Source organism: Ruegeria sp. AG1, from assembly GCF_056541705.1.
In genome coordinates, this window is record NZ_JBQFYU010000014.1 from 57,855 (window position 1) to 76,569 (window position 18,715).

18 protein-coding genes, 1 pseudogene and 1 riboswitch are annotated in these 18,715 nt (G+C 58.4%); of the genes and pseudogenes, 8 read left to right on the forward strand and 11 right to left on the reverse strand.

Annotated features, from left to right (window positions below):
• Positions 1-19 precede the first annotated feature (19 nt).
• From ACR0B5_RS19590 to dnaK, 8 genes are all read right to left on the reverse strand, one after another.
• Entirely contained in the window at positions 20-982 is a 963-nt protein-coding gene (locus tag ACR0B5_RS19590) for a ThiF family adenylyltransferase (RefSeq protein ID WP_480542759.1), read from the reverse strand.
• A complete protein-coding gene (locus ACR0B5_RS19595) occupies positions 979-1,575 on the reverse strand; it encodes a thiamine phosphate synthase (RefSeq protein ID WP_480542761.1) in 597 nt (198 codons plus the stop codon). The genes ACR0B5_RS19590 and ACR0B5_RS19595 overlap by 4 nt, the downstream gene beginning before the upstream one ends.
• Entirely contained in the window at positions 1,572-2,336 is a 765-nt protein-coding gene (locus ACR0B5_RS19600; protein ID WP_480542763.1) for a thiazole synthase, read from the reverse strand. Before ACR0B5_RS19600 ends, ACR0B5_RS19595 begins: the two co-directional genes overlap by 4 nt.
• 2 nt (positions 2,337-2,338) lie before the next feature.
• A complete protein-coding gene (gene thiS, locus ACR0B5_RS19605) occupies positions 2,339-2,533 on the reverse strand; it encodes a sulfur carrier protein ThiS (protein WP_170479983.1) in 195 nt (64 codons plus the stop codon).
• Entirely contained in the window at positions 2,517-3,494 is a 978-nt protein-coding gene (locus ACR0B5_RS19610; RefSeq protein ID WP_480542765.1) for an FAD-dependent oxidoreductase, read from the reverse strand. The genes thiS and ACR0B5_RS19610 overlap by 17 nt, the downstream gene beginning before the upstream one ends.
• Complete coding sequence (gene thiD, locus ACR0B5_RS19615; RefSeq protein ID WP_480542767.1) at positions 3,491-4,294, reverse strand: bifunctional hydroxymethylpyrimidine kinase/phosphomethylpyrimidine kinase; 804 nt, start codon at positions 4,292-4,294, stop codon at positions 3,491-3,493. Before thiD ends, ACR0B5_RS19610 begins: the two co-directional genes overlap by 4 nt.
• Before the next feature lie 45 nt (positions 4,295-4,339).
• A riboswitch (TPP riboswitch) is annotated at positions 4,340-4,444 on the reverse strand.
• A 252-nt stretch (positions 4,445-4,696) separates the two neighbouring features.
• A complete protein-coding gene (dnaJ, locus tag ACR0B5_RS19620) occupies positions 4,697-5,845 on the reverse strand; it encodes a molecular chaperone DnaJ (protein ID WP_170380244.1) in 1,149 nt (382 codons plus the stop codon).
• A gap of 74 nt (positions 5,846-5,919) precedes the next feature.
• Positions 5,920-7,827: a molecular chaperone DnaK gene (gene dnaK, locus ACR0B5_RS19625; RefSeq protein WP_480542770.1), complete on the reverse strand. Its 1,908-nt coding sequence runs from the start codon at positions 7,825-7,827 to the stop codon at positions 5,920-5,922.
• 214 nt (positions 7,828-8,041) lie between these two features.
• Between dnaK and ACR0B5_RS19630 the strand changes: the two genes are divergently transcribed.
• Positions 8,042-8,644 carry an alpha-ketoglutarate-dependent dioxygenase AlkB family protein gene (locus tag ACR0B5_RS19630; protein WP_480542772.1) on the forward strand — a complete coding sequence of 201 codons (603 nt, stop codon included), beginning with the start codon at positions 8,042-8,044 and terminating at the stop codon, positions 8,642-8,644.
• Here ACR0B5_RS19630 and ACR0B5_RS19635 read toward each other — a convergent pair.
• Positions 8,641-9,462, reverse strand: coding sequence for an ABC transporter permease (locus ACR0B5_RS19635; RefSeq protein ID WP_480542774.1), 822 nt, complete (start codon positions 9,460-9,462; stop codon positions 8,641-8,643). The genes ACR0B5_RS19630 and ACR0B5_RS19635 overlap by 4 nt on opposite strands.
• Positions 9,463-9,584: 122 nt before the next feature.
• On the opposite strand from ACR0B5_RS19635, the gene cysQ reads away from it, so the two are divergent.
• The 7 genes and pseudogenes from cysQ to ACR0B5_RS19670 all read left to right on the forward strand — a co-directional run bounded on the left by cysQ (position 9,585) and on the right by ACR0B5_RS19670 (position 17,352).
• Positions 9,585-10,382, forward strand: coding sequence for a 3'(2'),5'-bisphosphate nucleotidase CysQ (gene cysQ, locus ACR0B5_RS19640; protein WP_480542776.1), 798 nt, complete (start codon positions 9,585-9,587; stop codon positions 10,380-10,382).
• Complete coding sequence (locus tag ACR0B5_RS19645) at positions 10,382-11,182, forward strand: 3-deoxy-manno-octulosonate cytidylyltransferase family protein (protein WP_480542778.1); 801 nt, start codon at positions 10,382-10,384, stop codon at positions 11,180-11,182. The genes cysQ and ACR0B5_RS19645 overlap by 1 nt, the downstream gene beginning before the upstream one ends.
• Before the next feature lie 51 nt (positions 11,183-11,233).
• Positions 11,234-12,026 (forward strand): annotated as a pseudogene (locus ACR0B5_RS19650) (NAD-dependent epimerase/dehydratase family protein).
• Between the two features lie 7 nt (positions 12,027-12,033).
• Positions 12,034-13,095 (forward strand): glycosyltransferase family 2 protein, encoded by a 1,062-nt coding sequence (locus tag ACR0B5_RS19655; RefSeq protein WP_480542780.1) that lies wholly within the window; start codon positions 12,034-12,036, stop codon positions 13,093-13,095.
• Positions 13,096-13,240: 145 nt separating this feature from the next.
• The gene (locus ACR0B5_RS19660; RefSeq protein ID WP_480542782.1) at positions 13,241-14,227 is read left to right on the forward strand and encodes a glycosyltransferase family 2 protein; all 987 of its coding nucleotides are present in this window, start codon (positions 13,241-13,243) and stop codon (positions 14,225-14,227) included.
• A complete protein-coding gene (locus tag ACR0B5_RS19665) occupies positions 14,224-15,924 on the forward strand; it encodes a DUF5927 domain-containing protein (protein ID WP_480542784.1) in 1,701 nt (566 codons plus the stop codon). The genes ACR0B5_RS19660 and ACR0B5_RS19665 overlap by 4 nt, the downstream gene beginning before the upstream one ends.
• A 6-nt stretch (positions 15,925-15,930) precedes the next feature.
• The gene (locus ACR0B5_RS19670) at positions 15,931-17,352 is read left to right on the forward strand and encodes a nodulation protein NodH (RefSeq protein WP_170643439.1); all 1,422 of its coding nucleotides are present in this window, start codon (positions 15,931-15,933) and stop codon (positions 17,350-17,352) included.
• Here the strand turns inward: ACR0B5_RS19670 and ACR0B5_RS19675 are convergent.
• Both ACR0B5_RS19675 and ACR0B5_RS19680 read right to left on the reverse strand, forming a co-directional pair.
• Positions 17,349-17,867 carry a L,D-transpeptidase family protein gene (locus ACR0B5_RS19675; protein WP_170643438.1) on the reverse strand — a complete coding sequence of 173 codons (519 nt, stop codon included), beginning with the start codon at positions 17,865-17,867 and terminating at the stop codon, positions 17,349-17,351. The two genes, ACR0B5_RS19670 and ACR0B5_RS19675, sit on opposite strands and share 4 nt — an antisense overlap.
• 57 nt (positions 17,868-17,924) lie before the next feature.
• On the reverse strand, positions 17,925-18,710 hold the full coding sequence (locus ACR0B5_RS19680; RefSeq protein WP_170550765.1) for an ion transporter: 786 nt from the start codon (positions 18,708-18,710) through the stop codon (positions 17,925-17,927).
• Positions 18,711-18,715: the final 5 nt, after the last annotated feature.

The window sequence follows — 18,715 nt, forward strand, 5'->3', positions numbered from 1 at the left end:
TCTCGCGTTTCCTTTTCACTCACGAGGTTGAGGCCGCGACGAGGACAATCTCGCCCGGCCAATCCGGTTCAATCTGCTCAGCTGCGCGCCAGGCACGCAGGCCGGTTGCACAGCACAAAGCCAGTCTTTTTTCTTTGTTAGGCTCTAATTTGAGGCGTTCCACGCCTAGGCGACGTGCCAGAGGGTGGATGGGTTGAGGAGCTTCATCCTCGTCCCGAAGATCAACAATCACATCGTCTGAAGACAGCTGCGAGGCGGCGACGAAGGCGAAGGAATGTTCAGGCTCAGGCGCTGCGTCAAAACGGAAGCTAGAGCTTCGGAAGGTCCGGGCATCCACCTGCACCATCTGGCCCAGGGGCGATGGGTCGAGGCCGAGGATCAGGGCCAATGCCATCTGCGCCTGTATCGCGCCGATCATCCCCACAACCGGCCCCAGCACGCCTGCCGTGGCACAGCTCGCCCCGCTGGTTGGTGCGTCGGGGAACACGGCCCGTAGTGAAGGCGCACCGCCGCAGAACGCACCAACATAGCCAGACAGGCCCAACACCGAGGCACTGACCAAAGGTTTTCCCAAGGTCAGGCAGATATCCGACAGCGTGTAGCTGGCGGCATAGCTGTCCGCACAGTCGAGAATCACATCGGCCTGTGAAACAAAACCAGCCGCATTCCCGTTTGTTAGAGCCCGTTTATATACCACGACGTCAATATCAGAATTCAAAGAACGACTGCGATCGGCTGCAACTTCGGCTTTTGGGCGTCCGCAATCTGCCTCAGTAAACAGCGTCTGCCGATGCAAGTTCGACAGGGCCACGTCATCCGCATCGAGGATCGTCAGATGCCCAACGCCCGCCCCAGCCAACAAAGGTAGGACCGGAGCCGCCAATCCACCCGCCCCGACAACCAAAACCCGCGCCTTGGACAGGCGCGCCTGCCCTTCGGCCCCCACCTCAGGCAGGATCATCTGTCGGGCGTAGCGGCTCATCTGGTGGCCTCGATCCACTGGCGCACCCGTGCCTCGGGGTCGGCGTTCAGGGTGATGTCTGTGACGACCGAGACAATGTCGGCCCCTGCCTCAAGCACGCCGGGCGCGCGTTCGACGCTCATACCACCGATCCCGACCAGAGGGATATCGCCCACACGGGCCTTCCACTCGGTGACTCGCGGCAGGCCCTGCTGCTCCCACTTCATCTTTTTCAGGATCGTCGGATAGACCGGCCCCAGTGCGACATAGTCGGGGTCCATGACCAGAACGCGCTCTAGCTCGTCACCGTCATGGGTGGAAACGCCCAGCTTTAGACCCGCTTTTCGGATAGCTTTAAGGTCGGCGTCATCCAGATCTTCCTGCCCCAGATGAATCCAGTCGCAACCCGCATCTATCGCGGCCTGCCAAAAGTCGTTCACCACCAGAACCGCGCCATGCTGATTGCACAGATCGCTAGAGGTTGCGATCTCGGCCCGGACAACATCGTCCGGCTGATCCTTCATGCGCAGCTGTACCAGCTTTACACCTAAGGGCAGCATCCGCCGCAGCCAGTCCGAGTGGTCAAAGATCGGGTAGAAACGGTCCAAACTCATGACAGGAACGCCTTTCCAACAACGGGGGTTGAGGGTTCGGCCATGTCGCGGGCCTCGATCGGGTCGGCCTGATGGGCCAGCTGCCCGGCCTCAACCGCGCACATCATGGCCTTTGTCATCAAGACCGGATCACCAGCACGGGCGACGGCTGTGTTCAGCAATACGGCGTCATATCCCAGCTCCATCGCGTGGGCCGCATGGCTGGGCAGGCCGATCCCGGCATCAATCACCAGCGGCACATCCGGGAACTCGGCCCGCATTGCGCGCAGGGCGTATTCATTGTTCAGCCCCCGGCCCGAGCCGATGGGCGCACCCCAGGGCATCAAGACCTCACACCCGGCCTCAAGCAGTCGCTCGCCCACGATCAGGTCGTCGGTGGTGTAAGGGAAGACCTCGAACCCGTCCTCGGTCAGGATGCGCGCGGCCTCGACCAGCTGGAAGACGTCCGGTTGCAGACTGTCGGTATGGCCGATCAGCTCCAGCTTGATCCATTTGGTCTCAAACACTTCGCGGGCCATATGCGCGGTGGTCACCGCCTCCTTGACCGTGTGACAGCCGGCGGTATTGGGCAGCACCAGCACGCCCAGATCGCGGATCATCTGCCAAAAGGTCTGACCCGCCCCCGCTTCCCGCCGCAGAGAAACAGTGGCCACACCCGCGCCGCTATCGCGGAACGCCTGTTCTAGGATAGCAGGGCTGGGATATTGCGCGGTGCCCAGCATCAACGGGTTTGGCAGATCGACGCCATAGAAGCTTTTCATCCTCACCCTCCTTGCATCGGCGACAGGATTTCGACCCGGTCACCTTCAGACAGGGCGTGGGCAATGCGCAGGCTGGAGGGGACGAATTCTTCGTTCACCGCCGTTGCGACACGGCCCGAGAAACCGCATTCCTCTAGCAGCTCTGCCAAGGTGGAGGCCTTTACCTCCTTTGGGTCTCCATTAAGCACGATCTTCATCGACCATCTCCGAATGTTTGTTCTCAAGCGCCAGATCGGCCACGCCCTGTGCCAAGGCAGGGGCCAACAGGTAGCCATGGCGGTAGAGGCCATTGGCGTAGATCGTCCGGCCCAAGCGCCGAATTCGCGGCAGGTTGTCGGGAAAGGCAGGGCGCAGATCGACGCCAATTTCCAGCACCTCAGCCTCACCAAAGGCCGGGTTCAGAGCGTAGGCCGCGCTGAGCAGTTCCAGCATTGAGCGTGCGGTGATCCGGCTGCTGTCTTCGCTTTCGATCATGGTCGCGCCCAGCATGTAGATGCCCTCACCACGCGGCACGATGTAGAGCGGCATCCGCGGGTGCAGCAGGCGCACTGGACGGTTCAGCATCACATCGGGGCAGCGCACAACCAGCATCTCACCCTTCACTCCGCGCAGGTCATGCAGGTATTCGCGCGCGTGCAGCCCTCGACAATCGATGGCGTTCTCCAACTGCGCAGGTGCGAGTTTGCGGTGGAATTCGACGCCCTTGTCTTTGAGATCTCGGTGCAGGTCCAGCAACGCCTGACGGGGGTCGAGATGCGCTTCCTGATCGAAGTACAGTCCCTTTCCGAATCCATGCAGATCAGGCTCTAAATTGGTAATTTTTGCCCGATCTACTTCGGAATAAGAATTCGTCCGGCGGGCAAATCTGCGCAAATCCGGAATATCCCGCGCATTGGCCACAACCAGAGTGCCGCATCGGTGCACAGGTGTTCGGGAGGCCCACCACTCGATCGCGAATTGACCCAGCCTGAGGACAGGTTCCTCGGCGTTTTCATACTCGCACCACGGGGCCAACATACCGCCCGCCCACCAGGAACATCCATGCGGGCCCGGAGGGCCGCCGGGATCGAAAACCTGCACCTTTTCCCCGCGCGAGACCAGCTCGGACGCGACGGCCAAACCGGCAACACCGGCCCCTATGACGGACCAGAGGGTCACGCGGGCCAAACCCGGTGGAAGTGATGGACAGGCCCGTGACCCGCACCGATCTTCAGCTCATCAGCCCGCGCGATGGCACCCTGCAGATACTCATGCGCCTGTGCCGCGGCATCGACAAGGGTCAGGTCCTTGGCCAAACCGGCAGCGATGGAAGAAGAAAGCGTGCAACCCGTTCCATGGGTGTTTCGGGTGGCCTTCCGTGGGGCCTGAAATTCAGCAATCACCCCGGTTTCGTCGATCAACAGATCATGGCAAACATCCCCCTTGCCATGACCGCCCTTCATCAAAACCGCTTTTGCACCCAACACACACAGAGCTTTCCCCTGATCAACCATCGCCTCGGGCGTGTCGGCATCGCCTTGATCCAGCAAACATGCCGCCTCGGGCAGGTTTGGCGTCAGAACCGTCGCACGAGGCAGCAAGACATCGCGCAGGGTCTGAACCGCCTCATCGGCCAGAAGGGCGTCACCGGATTTCGCAATCATCACCGGGTCCAGAACGACTGGCCCTCGATACCCGGAAACCCCCTGCGCCACAGTTTCAATGATCTCTGGCGTCGCCAGCATCCCAATTTTGATGGCGCGTACATCCAGATCGCTGAGCACCGCTTCGATCTGGGCCGAGATGACCTCGGACGGGATACCATGCACGGCCGTAACCGCCTGCGTGTTCTGAGCAGTAACAGCGGTGATCACGCTGGCCCCGAAAACACCCAAAGCCGACATCGCCTTGAGGTCGGCCTGAATGCCCGCGCCGCCGCCACTGTCGGATCCTGCTATGGTCAAGGCAATAGGTGCCACGTCGTTGCTCCATCAATTTTGAGCAACTCGGGCATGGAAAACGTCTGTTTGCTTTAGACCGTTCCCTACGCCGGAATTGCCCGGATCAGGTTCGATGGGTTAGCGCTTGCGCCTCTCAGCCCTTCGATAAGGGCACCCCAACGGTTGATGCGGACAATCTCAGGACCGGTCTGGAAAATCAAGCCTCAATCCGAGTATCGTATGGCCAATATCTTCAATAAATTAAGGCCAGAGGAACGGTGGAGTTTGCGGGAACCTGCCCGGCGCTCCGAAGCTATTTGCGACAGATGAATGAAGGATCACATCCTTTGGAAGGCCGAGCCACCCGGCGACAGAGACGTGTGGGGCGGCGGGATCAGAGCCTCGATCGAAAAAGGCCGCCCCAGTTAGGGCGGCCTGAACTTAGCTTTTCATCCCATCCCAGAAGGACTTCACGGATGAGAAAAAGCTTTTTGATTCTGGATGGTTATCCTCACCCAAATCATCAAACTCACGCAAAAGTTCTTTCTGGCGTGAGGTGAGGTTGACCGGAGTTTCCACAGCCAGTTCGATGAACATGTCACCGATGCCACCACCCCGCAAAGCAGGCATGCCCTTTCCGCGCAGGCGCATTTGGCGACCCGACTGGCTGCCCGCCGGGATCTGCACCCGTCCGCGCCCGCCATCAATGGTCGGCACCTCGATGGACCCGCCCAGCGCGGCTTTGGCCATGCTGACAGGCACGCGGCAATAGAGGTTCACGCTGTCGCGTTCGAACAGTTTGTGGTCCGAGACCTCAACAAAGATATAGAGGTCACCCGGAGGGCCGCCGCGCATACCGGCTTCACCCTCACCCGCCAGGCGGATGCGTGTACCGGTCTCAACACCGGCGGGGATATTGACCGACAGCGCGCGTTCTTTTTCCACACGACCCGCGCCATTGCAGGATTTACAGGGGTTTTTGATGATCTGCCCCAAGCCCGAACAGGTCGGGCAGGTGCGTTCAACCGTGAAAAAGCCCTGCTGAGCCCGAACCTTACCCATGCCAGAGCAAGTCGGACATGTTGTAGGTTCAACACCACCCTCAGCGCCCGATCCGTCACAGGCCGAACAAGCCACGGCAGCGGGAACGTTGATGGTTTTCTGCAGGCCCGAGAAGGCCTCTTCCAGCGTTACACGCAGGTTGTAGCGCAGGTCAGATCCGCGTGCCGCGCGACGTCCGCCGCCGCCACCACGTTGGCCGCCCATGAAATCGCCAAACAGATCGTCGAACACATCCGAGAACGCGCTGGAGAAGTCACCCTGCCCAAAGCCGCCGCCAGGACGGCCACCGCCGCCCATGCCGTTTTCAAAAGCGGCGTGACCAAAGCGGTCGTACGCAGCTTTTTTGTCGGCATCACGCAGCACGTCATAGGCTTCGTTCGCTTCTTTGAACTGCGCCTCGGCATCCGGGTTGTCTTTGTTGCGGTCGGGATGCAACTCCTTGGCTTTCTTGCGAAAACCTTTTTTGATCTCATCCGCAGATGCGCCCTTGGTTACACCAAGCACATCATAGTAGTCGCGTTTTGACATCAGTTTTCCCTTCTGCCTCAACGTAATCGGGCCGGCCCGGCAAGCGGACCGGCCCAGATTGGCCCGGTTACCGGTTACTTACGCTTGTCGTCGTCCAGATCTTCGAACTCGGCGTCGACAATGTCATCATCCGCAGGACCCGCATCTGCTGCTGCAGGCTCTTCCTCGCCCTCTTCGGCTTGCGCCTTGTAGATGGCTTCGCCCAGCTTCATGGCAGCTTCGGTGACGTTCTGGATGCCAGACTTGATCTTGTCGGCGTTCTCGGTTTCCAGTTCGTCCTTCAGCGCGGCAATTGCCAGCTCGATCGCTTCGATCGTGGTCGGATCGACCTTGTCGGAGTGCTCTTCCATCGACTTCTCGGTCGAGTGGATGAGGCTTTCCGCCTGGTTCTTGGCGTCGACCAGCTCGCGGCGTTCCTTGTCGGCTTCAGCGTTCTCTTCGGCGTCCTTGACCATCTTTTCGATGTCCTCATCGGACAGACCGCCCGAGGCCTGGATGGTAATCTTTTGCTCTTTGCCGGTACCTTTGTCTTTGGCCGAAACCGAGACAATACCGTTGGCGTCGATGTCAAAAGTCACCTCGATCTGAGGCATACCGCGCGGTGCCGGCGGGATGTCTTCGAGGTTGAACTGACCCAGGATCTTGTTGTCCGCAGCCATTTCACGCTCACCCTGGAACACGCGGATGGTTACGGCGTTCTGGTTGTCCTCGGCGGTCGAGAAGACCTGAGACTTCTTGGTCGGGATCGTGGTGTTACGGTCGATCAGGCGGGTGAACACGCCACCCAGAGTCTCGATGCCCAGCGACAGCGGGGTCACGTCCAGCAGAACCACGTCTTTGACGTCGCCTTGCAGAACACCGGCCTGAATGGCGGCGCCCATGGCAACGACTTCGTCCGGGTTCACACCTTTGTGGGGCTCTTTACCGAAGAATTTGGTGACCTCTTCGATCACTTTCGGCATCCGGGTCATACCACCGACCAGAACAACTTCGTCCACGTCAGCAGCCGACAGACCGGCGTCTTTCAGAGCAGCGGCGCAAGGCTTCATCGACTTTTTGATCAGATCGCCAACCAGCGATTCCAGCTTGGCACGGGTCAGTTTCATGACCATGTGCAGCGGCTGGCCGTTCGAACCCATCGAAATGAACGGCTGGTTAATCTCGGTCTGCGAGGTCGAGGACAGCTCGATCTTGGCTTTTTCAGCGGCTTCTTTCAGACGCTGCAGGGCCATTTTGTCCTGGCTCAGGTCGACACCGTGTTCCTTTTTGAACTCATCTGCCAGGTAGTTGACGATGCGCATGTCAAAGTCTTCACCACCCAGGAAGGTGTCACCGTTGGTCGATTTGACCTCGAACAACCCGTCGTCGATTTCCAGAATGGTCACGTCGAAGGTACCGCCACCAAGGTCATAGACCGCGATGGTTTGGGTTTCTTCTTTATCCAGACCATAGGCCAGAGCAGCCGCAGTCGGTTCGTTGATGATGCGCAGAACTTCCAGACCGGCGATTTTACCGGCGTCTTTGGTGGCCTGACGCTGAGCATCGTTGAAATATGCCGGAACGGTGATAACCGCCTGCGTGACTTCCTCACCCAGATAGCTTTCTGCGGTTTCCTTCATCTTGCCCAGAGTGAAGGCCGAGATTTGGCTTGGGGAGTACTTTTCACCGCGGGCTTCAACCCACGCGTCGCCGTTGCCGCCATTCACAATGGCGTACGGCACCATTTTCTTGTCTTTTTCGACTTCGGCATCATCCACACGACGACCGATCAGACGCTTGACGCCAAAAATCGTGTTGTCGGGGTTGGTGACCGCCTGACGTTTTGCAGGCTGACCGACCAGTCGCTCATCTTCGGTGAAGGCGACGATCGAGGGCGTGGTCCGCGCCCCTTCGGCGTTTTCGATGACCTTCGGCTGCGAGCCATCCATGATCGCAACACACGAGTTGGTGGTGCCGAGGTCAATCCCGATTACTTTTCCCATATTTTCAATCCCTTTCTCTTCAAGGCGATGTCCCGAGGGCCGGACCCGTTATGGCATCCCGTCCCCGATCTGATGTGCGCGACAGCACTACACCATCGCGCGTCTCGGCGTATATAAGGGCCGGACCAGAGGCCTGCAAGCATTCTGAATTGCAGGTTTTCGGGAATCTGCGGCCTTTTTTGGCAAGGATTTGGTAAGGAATGGGGAATCCGGCATGGCTCGGCTGCTTTTACGGGGATTTGAGATCAGGAAGGGCTATCTGAACAGCGCCGCCCAAAGCCGGCTGATTGATGCGCTGCGCCCGATTCTGAAATCCGCGCCCCTGTTCCGCCCCATGACACCATCGGGCAAAGAAATGTCGGTGCGCATGACGTCTGCCGGAGATTTGGGCTGGGTGACGGACAAGGCGGGCTACCGCTATCAGGACCAGCATCCCGGGGGCATGAACTGGCCCAAGATCCCCGAACTTGTCCTTGCGATCTGGCAAGATCTGGTGGGCCCAGAGCGCGCACCGGATTGCTGCCTGATCAACTACTATGGCGAAGACGCGAAGATGGGCCTGCATCAGGACAAAGATGAGGCCGATTTCTCGTGGCCTGTGTTGTCGGTCTCGCTCGGCGATGACGCGCTCTTCCGCATCGGCAACACAACACGTGGAGGCAAGACGGAATCCCTTTGGCTGAACTCAGGCGATGTGGTGATCATGGGCGGCCCTGCGCGGTTGACTTATCACGGTGTGGACCGCATCCGGTTCAAATCATCCAAACTGCTGCCCAAAGGCGGGCGGATCAACCTAACCCTGCGCGTTGCGCTCTAGCGGCGTGCACCCCAGCTTTGTGAGACGTGTTTTTTGGTAAAGAAAACGCCCAACAGACCGATCATCACCAGCGCGACGCCAACCCAGACCGCATATTCCCAGCTTGTATTGCGCGGGTAATAATTGCGGAACACATAACCGCGACATTGGTCGATCAAATGAAACAGGGGGTTCCAGGCGAACAGCATCAACATGTAGCCGCCCAGCGCATTGGCCAGAAACATCTTGCCAGAGAAGATCATTTGCAGCCGACGGTACACGGTCGTCAGAATGGTCGCGGTCATCGGAAACCAAGGTTGCAGCGCCATCAGAACCAGCCCCACCGCACATCCGGTGAACCACGATAACAGAACCATCGCGAAAGCAGGCCCTGGCTGTTCAATCACCAAGGGTTTCACCGCAGCATGGTAGAGGAACAGGATGACGAACATCGTCACCATCATGGTATAGAGTGTCCCGAGCGCCGTGGCCGCAATCGTGATCACCATGTTCATTGGAGAGTGTAGCATCATCGGGTTGTTGCCCGCCCCGACACCCGCGACCTTTTTTACCGACTTGATGTGCAACATGAACAGGAACACGCCCGACAAGAGGTACAGAACAATGTCGCCACGCACCCTGGCCACCCGCGTGCCCATGAAGGACATGATCAGGTAGAACACCAGAACCATGACAAGAACCTGGACGATACTGCGCACAATCGCGACAACAGCATTTGAATGCTGAGTCCGGATATCACGTACAACCGCATGAAAAATCAGCTCGGCCGTGGTGAAGGCACCACCCAGCAGGGTTTTGTTATTCCTGAAATAGAACACGTGTCGGGTCTTTCCTGCTCTGTTGACCTCAGTCTTTCACGAATACCTTGCCGTTCGGTAACCAGCACATCATAAGGCCGTCACCACATTCGATCAACAAACCACCAAATCGGAGCTTTTTTGTGACCTACGACGCCCTTATCCCCGTCATCCGACGTCTGGCACTGGAAGCCGGTGACAAGATCATGGAGATCTACAACTCGGATACGTTCGATGTGAAGGTCAAGTCCGACGAAAGCCCCGTGACCGAGGCGGATGAGGCCGCCGATGCGTTGATCTCAGAAGGGCTGCGCGCCGCCTTCCCCGACATCCTGCTGGTGACCGAAGAACAGGCCGCCTCGCATTCCGAGAAGGGCGATACGTTCCTGATCGTTGATCCGCTGGATGGCACCAAGGAATTCATCAATCGGCGAGGAGATTTCACCGTCAATATCGCTCTGGTCGAAAACGGCACCCCCACGCGCGGCGTTGTCTATGCCCCTGCGCGCGGTCGAATGTTCTACACCCAAGCCGATGGGCAATCTGTCGAGGAAACAGGCGCATTGGACACAGCTCACGCGGGGGAGATCGCGCCGATTTCAGTCTCTAATCCGGACAATTCTGCCCTTTTGATCGTCGCGTCCAAGTCGCACCGGGATCAGGCAACCGAGGATTACATCAACAAATACCGGGTGCAGGACAGCAAGAGCGCGGGCTCGTCCCTCAAGTTCTGTCTGGTCGCAACGGGCGAGGCGGATCTCTACCCGCGGGTCGGACGCACGATGGAGTGGGACACCGCCGCCGGGCACGCTGTACTGGCAGGGGCCGGTGGTCAGGTGGTCCGGTTCGACGACCACACACCGCTGACTTATGGCAAGGACGGCTATGCAAACCCGTTCTTCATCGCCTACGCTCCGGGCGTTGAGTTAAAGGAAGCCTGATGTCCGTTCTGATCGCCATTCCCGCCCGCTATGCCTCATCCCGCTATCCGGGCAAGCCTTTGGTGCCGTTGACCGGCGCGACGGGCCAAGCCATGACACTGATCGAACGCTCATGGCGGGCAGCCAAGTCTGTATCAGGCGTGGACAAGGTCGTTGTCGCCACAGATGACGACCGCATCCGGGAAGCCGCCGAAAGGTTCGGGGCCGAGGTCGTGATTACCTCGGAAACCTGCCAGAATGGCACCGAACGCTGTGCCGAGGCACATGAGGTTTTGGGTGGTGGCTATGAGATCATCGTGAACCTACAAGGCGACGCGCCGCTGACGCCGCATTGGTTTGTTGAAGACCTGATCTCGGGCCTGCGCGCCGCGCCCGAGGCCGGTGTCGCCACACCCGTTCTGCGCTGCGACGGAGACGCGCTGAACAGCCTGCTCAATGATCGCAAACACGGGCGCGTCGGCGGCACGACCGCCGTTTTTGCCAGCGATAACAGCGCAATGTATTTCTCAAAGGAGGTGGTGCCCTTCACCTCCGACAGCTATGCAGGCGCGGATCCAACCCCTGTGTTTCACCATGTGGGTGTCTATGCCTACCGCCCGGATGCGTTGGCCGCCTATCCCAGCTGGCCCACCGGTCCGCTAGAGGAGTTGGAAGGTCTGGAACAGCTGCGTTTCATGGAGAACGGCCGCAAGGTTCTATGCGTCGAGGTCGAAGCCAAGGGCCGTCAGTTCTGGGAGCTGAACAACCCTCAGGACGTGCCCAAGATCGAAGCGATGATGGCAGATATGGGGCTGGAGTGATCTCTTTTCCCCCTGACCGAGCCTGTCAAGTTGGCTTAGAAGCAGCCAACTATGACCACTGGACCTGATACAAAAACGATCCTTGTCACGGGTGGCGCCGGCTACATCGGCTCTCATGCTTGCAAAGCGCTGCCACAGGCGGGCTTTGTGCCGGTTACCTACGAAAACCTTTTCACCGGCTGGCCGGATGCGGTCAAGTTTGGCCCGTCTGAACAGGGCGGCCAGCATGACCGCGCGAACCTGGACGAGGTCTTTGCCAAGTATCAACCTCAGGCCGTGATGCATTTCGCCGCCCTCAGCCAAGTGCGTGAGGCCATGAAAGAGCCCGCGCGCTATTGGTCGAACAATGTGACTGGCTCGCTGACTCTGATCGAGGCCGCAGTGGCCGCAGGCTGTCTGGATTTCGTTTTTTCCTCAACCTGCGCAACCTATGGCGATCGATATAATGTGGTGCTGGATGCGATTGATGGCAAACGGGATGGCTTGACCTTGTTTGGCACAGACTACGACACGCCAGACGGAACCAGCATCCGCGACTACGTTCATGTCTGCGAACTAGTCGATGCGCATTTTCTCGGCTTGAACTGGATGCAAATGGGTAATGGCAGCCGTGTGTTCAATCTGGGCAACGGGTCGAAGTTCTCGGTTCTTGGGGTCATCGAACAGTCCAAAACCGTTACCAACCGCGCTCGTCGGGCCGCGCCACGCAGGGGATTGCACCAAGCTGGTGTCAGGCTCGGTGCACGCCGACAGAGAGCTGGGTTGGAGGGCAAAACGCTCAACGTTAGAGACGATGATCATCGACGCGTGGCGCTGGCATCAAACCGTCACCTACGAGAAATGAGCCGCCTTTGACCCCCGTCAGCGCCCAGCTTCCCCGCATCAGCCCGGCCCAGAAATACCGGCTGCGTTGGAAACGACACAGGCTGCTGTGGCAATCCTGGCGCAGTCGGCACCAGTTGGCCTGTTTGCAGAACAGAACCTTGGATATCCAGCGCGGAGATATTCTGGCCTTCGTCACCCTGCGCAACGAGTTGGAACGTCTACCGTGGTTTTTCCGGCACTACCGCGCCTTGGGCGTCGACCATTTTCTGATCGTGGACAATGGCAGCGACGACGGATCGACCGAGTTTCTGGCGCAGCAATCTGACGTATCGCTCTGGCACACTCAGGCCAGCTACCGCGCGGCGCGCTTTGGGCTGGATTGGCTGACCTCGCTGCAAATCCGGTATGGCCACGGCCATTGGTGCCTGACAGTCGACGCGGATGAATTGCTGATTTATTCGCATCACGACACCCGACCTTTGGAAGACCTGACCCGTTGGCTGGAGGCGCAAGGCCGTAAAGGGTTCGGTGCCTTGATGCTGGATCTCTACCCGAAAGGTCCGCTGGGGTCGCAAACCCACGGCCCGGAAAGTGACCCGACCGAGACCCTGAATTGGTTCGACGCCGGCCCCTACCGCGTGCAGCGGCAGACCCCGATGGGCAATCTATGGGTCCAGGGCGGCGCGCGCGAGCGGGTGTTTTTCGCCAATACACGCCAGCGTTCACCGACTTTGAACAAGATCCCACTGATTAAATGGTCCCGTCGCTATGCCTATGTAAACTCGACCCATTCCGCGCTGCCACGTCGCCTTAATGCGCTCTATGATGGGCCAAATGGAGACAAGCCTTCCGGGGTGCTTTTGCACACGAAGTTTTTGCCCGAGATCACCACAAAGTCGCAAATCGAGAAACAGCGCCGCCAGCATTTTCATGATCCCGACCAATTCCAGACATACTATGATGGGATCATCGCGCAGCCGGATATGTGGACCGACCAGTCCGAGGCATATACCGGCTGGCTAAAACTACAGCAGCTGGGGCTGATGAATGCAGCGGGCTGGTCGGATCAGCAGGGCCAGGGTTACTAACCTGTTGTAAATGCATTGCCCCTCAAGATGAAAAAATGGCATAGTCAGCAAAACCCGGGTGTTGGACACTCAGCAATCAATCCGGGGAAGCTCGCGTCAATAACAAGGGTTGGGCAGTCGCGTGGGCCTTTTGGAGTCTTATCGCATGAGGTTGCGGCGCAAGCGCCGTATCGTTCGCTGCGTCAAAAGCCGGCGTGAGCTGAAGCCCATCAGCACCAATACCGCCGCCATCCGCCCGGACGATGTGTTACTGATGAGCGTTGTTCGCAACGAGAAGATCCGCCTGCCCTTCTTTCTGGACTACTACCGCAAGCTGGGCGTGAACCATTTTCTGTTTGTCGACAATTACAGCGATGACGGCAGCCTCGAGTTTCTGCGCACGCAGCCCGATGTCTCGGTCTGGCAGACGAAAACCAGCTACAAGAAAGCGGGTTTCGGGCTGGACTGGTCCAACTATCTGCTGCGCAAATATGCGCATGGGCATTGGGTTCTGACCGTCGATCCTGATGAGTTCTTTATCTATCCGTTCTGCGACACCCGCCCGATCAGCGCGCTGACCGACTGGCTGGACAGCTGTGCGGTGCGCAGTTTCGGCACCATGCTGATCGACATGTATCCCGAAGGTCCTGTAGACGACGAACCCTATCACGAGGGTGAGGACCCGTTTGAAATCGCGCGTTGGTTCGATGCCGGGAATTACATGATTTCCAAGAACCCCGAATATAAGAACCTGTGGATTCAGGGTGGCCCAAGGGCCCGTGTTTTCTTTCAGGACAACCCCTCGAAGGCCCCGGCGCTGAACAAGATACCCTTAGTGAAGTGGGATCGGCGCTATGTCTATATCAGCTCAACCCATTCGCTGCTGCCGAGGGGTTTGAACCAAGTTTATGACGAATGGGGTGGGGAAAAGACCAGTGGCGCGCTGTTGCATGCCAAGCTGATCAACACCCTAGGCGACAAGGCACGCGAAGAGATGCAGCGCAATCAGCACTATCGCGGGTCCGGTGAGTACAAGGCTTACGCCAAACAGCTAGAGCAGCAGCCCATTTTCCGCTGCGATTGGTCGGAGCAATATATCAACTGGCGGCAGCTTGAGATTCTGGGCCTCATGTCGAAAGGAAACTGGGCATGAGTTCGCTTGGCATCGTCATGCTGGTGCATACCGCCCTGGACCGGGCGGAGCAGGTTGCCCGCCATTGGACCGCCGCGGGCTGCCCTGTTGTGATTCACGCGGACGGCAAGATCGCCGAAAAGACGTATTCAAACTTTGTCGCCTCCTGCGCGGACAACCCCCTAATCGGTTTCTCGGAGCGTCATACGTGCGATTGGGGCCGTTGGGGTATCGTCGCTGCCTCACAATCCGCATCCGAGCAGATGCTGGAGAGCTTCCCGGACGTGCGGCATGTCTTCCTATCGTCCGGCGCGTGTCTGCCTCTGCGCCCGGTGCAAGAGCTGATCGACTACCTGTCCGACCGTCCCCGCGTCGATTTCATCGAAAGTGCTACTACCGCCGATGTCAGCTGGACGATCGGTGGGCTGGACCATGAACGCTTTACCCTGCGGTTCCCGTTTTCCTGGCGCAATCAGCGCAAACTGTTTGACGCCTATGTAAAACTGCAACGGGCGACCGGCATGCGCCGCAGCATCCCAGACGGTTTGACTCCGCATATGGGCAGCCAATGGTGGTGCCTGACGCGGCAGACCCTCTCGGCCATTTTGCAAGACCCCAGGCGTAAGGTCTATGACCGCTATTTCCGCCATGTCTGGATACCGGATGAAAGCTATTTTCAGACCCTCGCGCGCCTCTATTCCACGCATATCGAAAGCCGGTCACTGACCCTGTCGAAATTCGACTACCAGGGGCGGCCCCACATCTTTTACGATGATCATCTGCAACTGCTGCGCCGGTCGGACTGCTTTGTTGCCCGTAAAATCTGGCCCCGTGCCGAGAGACTTTATCACTCTTTCCTGACCGACCAGTCCAGCGCGATGCGGCCGGCCGAGCCTAACCCGGGCAAGATCGACCGTGTCTTTTCTAAAGCGGTCGAGCGGCGCACTCATGGGCGCGATGGCCTCTATATGCAAAGCCGCTTTCCCCGCCACGGCAGCGAGAACGGTCTGACAGCTGCGGGTTATTCGGTGTTTCAGGGCTTCTCGGACCTGTTTGAAGAGTTCGAAACCTGGCTGGAAACAGCGACCAACACGCGGGTTCACGGGCACCTCTTTGCCCCGAACCGCGCCGAATTCGCGCAGGGTGAGACGGTCACCAATGGCGCACTCAGCGACAGTGCCACGTTGCGCGACTATAACCCCAAGGCGTTCCTGTCGAACCTGATCTGGAACACACGCGGTCAGCGCCAGTGTTTCCAGTTCGGCCCGCGAGACACGCAGGACATCAACTGGTTTCTGGCGCGGGACAAGAACGCGCAGATCTCGGTGATTACCGGGGCGTGGGCAATCCCGCTGTTCCGGTCAAACATGAACTTCGCCGATATCCGTTGCGAAGCCGCCCGTTTGCAACAGATCGAGAGCAAACAGCTTGAAGTGCTGAGCTCGGTTTGGACAAAAGCGCGTGTACGGAGCTGGACACTGGCAGATTTCATTGAGGCTCCGATGGAGCCTCTGCAAACCATTCTGGACGAGATCGCACCGCAGACGGCCCGCCACCTGACCGAGGCCCCGCTGATGGTCGATCTGGCGGGCTTTGGGCAGTTCCTTCAGAACCTCAAAAACCAGGGCATGCATCCGCAACTGATGGGCGATTTCCCCGTCGATGATGTGTTTGGAACCCGCACCAAGCCTTTCCGCAAACCTTATCTGGTGCAGTGATCCCCGATGGCCAGTCTCTTTGAATCGTTCGTGATCCTGGGTGCGATGCGCACCGGATCAAACCTGCTAGAGGCCAACCTGAACCGGATCGACGGCCTCACCTGCCATGGCGAGGCCTTCAATCCGCATTTCATCGGTCGGGTGAAATCCGACCAAATTCTGGGTCTAACACTAGACGAAAGGGACAAAGATCCGGGCAGGCTTCTGTCAGCCATACGCGCAGCCCCGGACGGGTTGCACGGGTTTCGGTATTTTCAGGAACACGACCCGCGCGTCCTGCCTGAGGTCCTGAACGACCCGCTCTGCGCCAAGATCATCCTCAGTCGCAATCCGCTGGACAGCTATCTGTCGCTGAAGATCGTCCGAAAAACCAAGCAATGGCAGTTGAAGAACATCAAGCGTCGTTTGGAGGAAACAGTCGCATTCGACGCGGCTGAGTTCTCGGACTACGTCGACACCCTCGCCTCTTTCCAGACGTCTCTGCTTAACCACCTGCAAAGATCGGGCCAGACCGCCTTTTACATCAACTATGATGACCTGAGCGATCTTGAGGTTTTGAACGGTCTCGCCAAGTGGCTGGGAGTCGATGGGCGGTTGGATGCGCTGGACGATACGCTCAAGCCGCAGAACCCGTCAGCCGCCGTGACCAAAGTGACCAACCCGGACGAGATGGCGCGTGCAGTGTCAGGGATGGACCGTTTCGCCCTGCACCGCACGCCAGATCTGGAACCACGACGCGCGCCAAAGCTGCAAAAGCTCATCGCGGCCCCAACAACACCACTGGTATTTTTACCTGTTCCTGGCGGGTTAGAGCCTGTTGTTACCCAGTGGCTGACCCGGTTGGATGGGTGCGACAAGGGCGCATTGCACGACATCCCCGACGCGGTCGCAAGCTGGATGCAAACCCACCCCGGGCACCGCAAATTCACCGTTCTGCAACATCCGATCGCCCGCGCACATACTGCGTTTTGCGACTATGTTCTGGCCAAGGACCATGACGACTATGCCGATATCCGCCACATGCTGCGCAATCGGTTCAAACTGCCGATCCCCGGACAGTTGCGTGAAAAGAACTACTCGAAGGATCAGCACCATGCGGCGTTTGCGGCTTTCCTGACCTTTCTGCATCACAATTTAAAGGGCCAAACCCCGATCCGGGTCGATGCGATGTGGTGCAGCCAGTCAAAGGTGATTGAGGCCATGACGCCCATCGCCCTGCCCGATCTGATCCTACGAGAGGATGACCTGCAGACTGCTCTGCCCGATCTCGCCATAAGTATGGGGCATACAAACCCGCCTACGCCAGAAAGTCGCACCGCGGATACGCCGTACGGATTGGAAAAGATCTACGACTCACAACTCGAGGCGCTGGCAGCAAAAGCCTACCAGCGCGACTATGTGAAATTCGGGTTTGATGCCTGGCGTTAGGGGCGCAAGGTGATCAGCGTACCTTGGTTGACCATCGCATAGATCTCTTCGATCTCGTTATTCTTGACGGCGATGCATCCGGCGGTCCAGTCCGGGGTCTTCTTGGCGCGCTTCAACTCAGAGCGCAGATTGGGCTGACCGTGGATAAAGATATCACCACCCGGATCAACGCCCGCCGCCTTGGCCTGAGCTACATCCTGTGAGTTGGGATAGGAAATGCCCAAAGACAGATGATAGCGGCTTCTCGGGTTGCGTCGGTCGATCAGATAGCTCCCCTCGGGGGTCCGACCATCACCACGCTTGGTTTTGGTGCCATTGGGCGCAAAGCCCAGATCAACATCATATTCCCGCAAAACATGCTCATGATGCAAAAGGTACATCTTGCGCGCGCTCTTGTTGACGACCAGCGAGGTCACCTCGGGTCCATCATATGTCAGAAATCTGGGGCCGGCTGAGGCACAAGCCGAAAGGCTCAGCGTTGCCATTGCACCCAATCCAAATGCTCGACGATCCATGATTCACTGCCTGCTGCTTTTTTTTGGGTATTATGCCAAAAACTGAAAAAACTGAAATCACTTTTTGATGTTTGATTGCTCAATTAGACGGCGTTCTATTGCTTCCAACCGCTCTAGCACCTCATCTCGGTAGGCATCGGTCTTCACTTCGTCCTCGGCGTGGTGCGCATCCTGCATCGAATTCACGATCAGACCGACCAGCAAGTTCACAACCGCGAAGGTGGTGACCATGATGAAAGGCACAAAGAACAGCCAGGCGTAGGGGTAAACCTCCATCACCGGGCGCACGATGCCCATGGACCAGCTTTCCAGCGTCATGATCTGGAACAGCGTATAGGCTGACAGGCCCAGATCCCCAAACCAAGCCGGGAAGGAATAAGAGAACAGCTTGGTCGATATCACCGCGCCAATATAAAACAGGATCGCCATCAGCAGGAACACGCTGGCCATGCCCGGAAGGGCCGAGATAAAGCCCTCGACCACGCGGCGCAGGCGCGGTGCAACCGAGATCACGCGCAAGACCCGCAGGATTCGCAGGGCCCGCAGCACCGACAAACCGCCCGCGCTTGGGACCAGAGCGATGCCGACGATCGTGAAATCGAATAGATTCCAACCACTCTTGAAGAAGTTGCGACCTGAGACGATGAGCTTCATCGCGATCTCGACCACGAAAACCGCAAGGCATAGCTTATCGAGAATGACGATCAGTGGCCCCGCCGCATCCATCAGCGTGGGTGAGGTCTCCATCCCCAGCAGAATTGCGTTGAAAATGATCACAGCCGTGATGAACTGCCCGAAGAGGGGGGCTTCGATGATGCTCTGCAAGCGCTGTTTGAACGCCATGGGTT

Excerpts from the sequence above, each read along its gene's own strand:
- ACR0B5_RS19590 (WP_480542759.1), bottom strand. The coding sequence starts at position 982 with ATGAGCCGCTACGCCCGACAGATGATCCTGCCTGAGGTGGGGGCCGAA.
- ACR0B5_RS19595 (WP_480542761.1), bottom strand. The coding sequence starts at position 1,575 with ATGAGTTTGGACCGTTTCTACCCGATCTTTGACCACTCGGACTGGCTG.
- ACR0B5_RS19600 (WP_480542763.1), bottom strand. The coding sequence starts at position 2,336 with ATGAAAAGCTTCTATGGCGTCGATCTGCCAAACCCGTTGATGCTGGGC.
- thiS (WP_170479983.1), bottom strand. The coding sequence starts at position 2,533 with ATGAAGATCGTGCTTAATGGAGACCCAAAGGAGGTAAAGGCCTCCACC.
- dnaJ (WP_170380244.1), bottom strand. The coding sequence starts at position 5,845 with ATGTCAAAACGCGACTACTATGATGTGCTTGGTGTAACCAAGGGCGCA.
- dnaK (WP_480542770.1), bottom strand. The coding sequence starts at position 7,827 with ATGGGAAAAGTAATCGGGATTGACCTCGGCACCACCAACTCGTGTGTT.
- ACR0B5_RS19630 (WP_480542772.1), top strand. The coding sequence starts at position 8,042 with ATGGCTCGGCTGCTTTTACGGGGATTTGAGATCAGGAAGGGCTATCTG.
- ACR0B5_RS19645 (WP_480542778.1), top strand. The coding sequence starts at position 10,382 with ATGTCCGTTCTGATCGCCATTCCCGCCCGCTATGCCTCATCCCGCTAT.
- ACR0B5_RS19660 (WP_480542782.1), top strand. The coding sequence starts at position 13,241 with ATGAGGTTGCGGCGCAAGCGCCGTATCGTTCGCTGCGTCAAAAGCCGG.
- ACR0B5_RS19665 (WP_480542784.1), top strand. The coding sequence starts at position 14,224 with ATGAGTTCGCTTGGCATCGTCATGCTGGTGCATACCGCCCTGGACCGG.
- ACR0B5_RS19670 (WP_170643439.1), top strand. The coding sequence starts at position 15,931 with ATGGCCAGTCTCTTTGAATCGTTCGTGATCCTGGGTGCGATGCGCACC.
- ACR0B5_RS19675 (WP_170643438.1), bottom strand. The coding sequence starts at position 17,867 with ATGGATCGTCGAGCATTTGGATTGGGTGCAATGGCAACGCTGAGCCTT.
- ACR0B5_RS19680 (WP_170550765.1), bottom strand. The coding sequence starts at position 18,710 with ATGGCGTTCAAACAGCGCTTGCAGAGCATCATCGAAGCCCCCCTCTTC.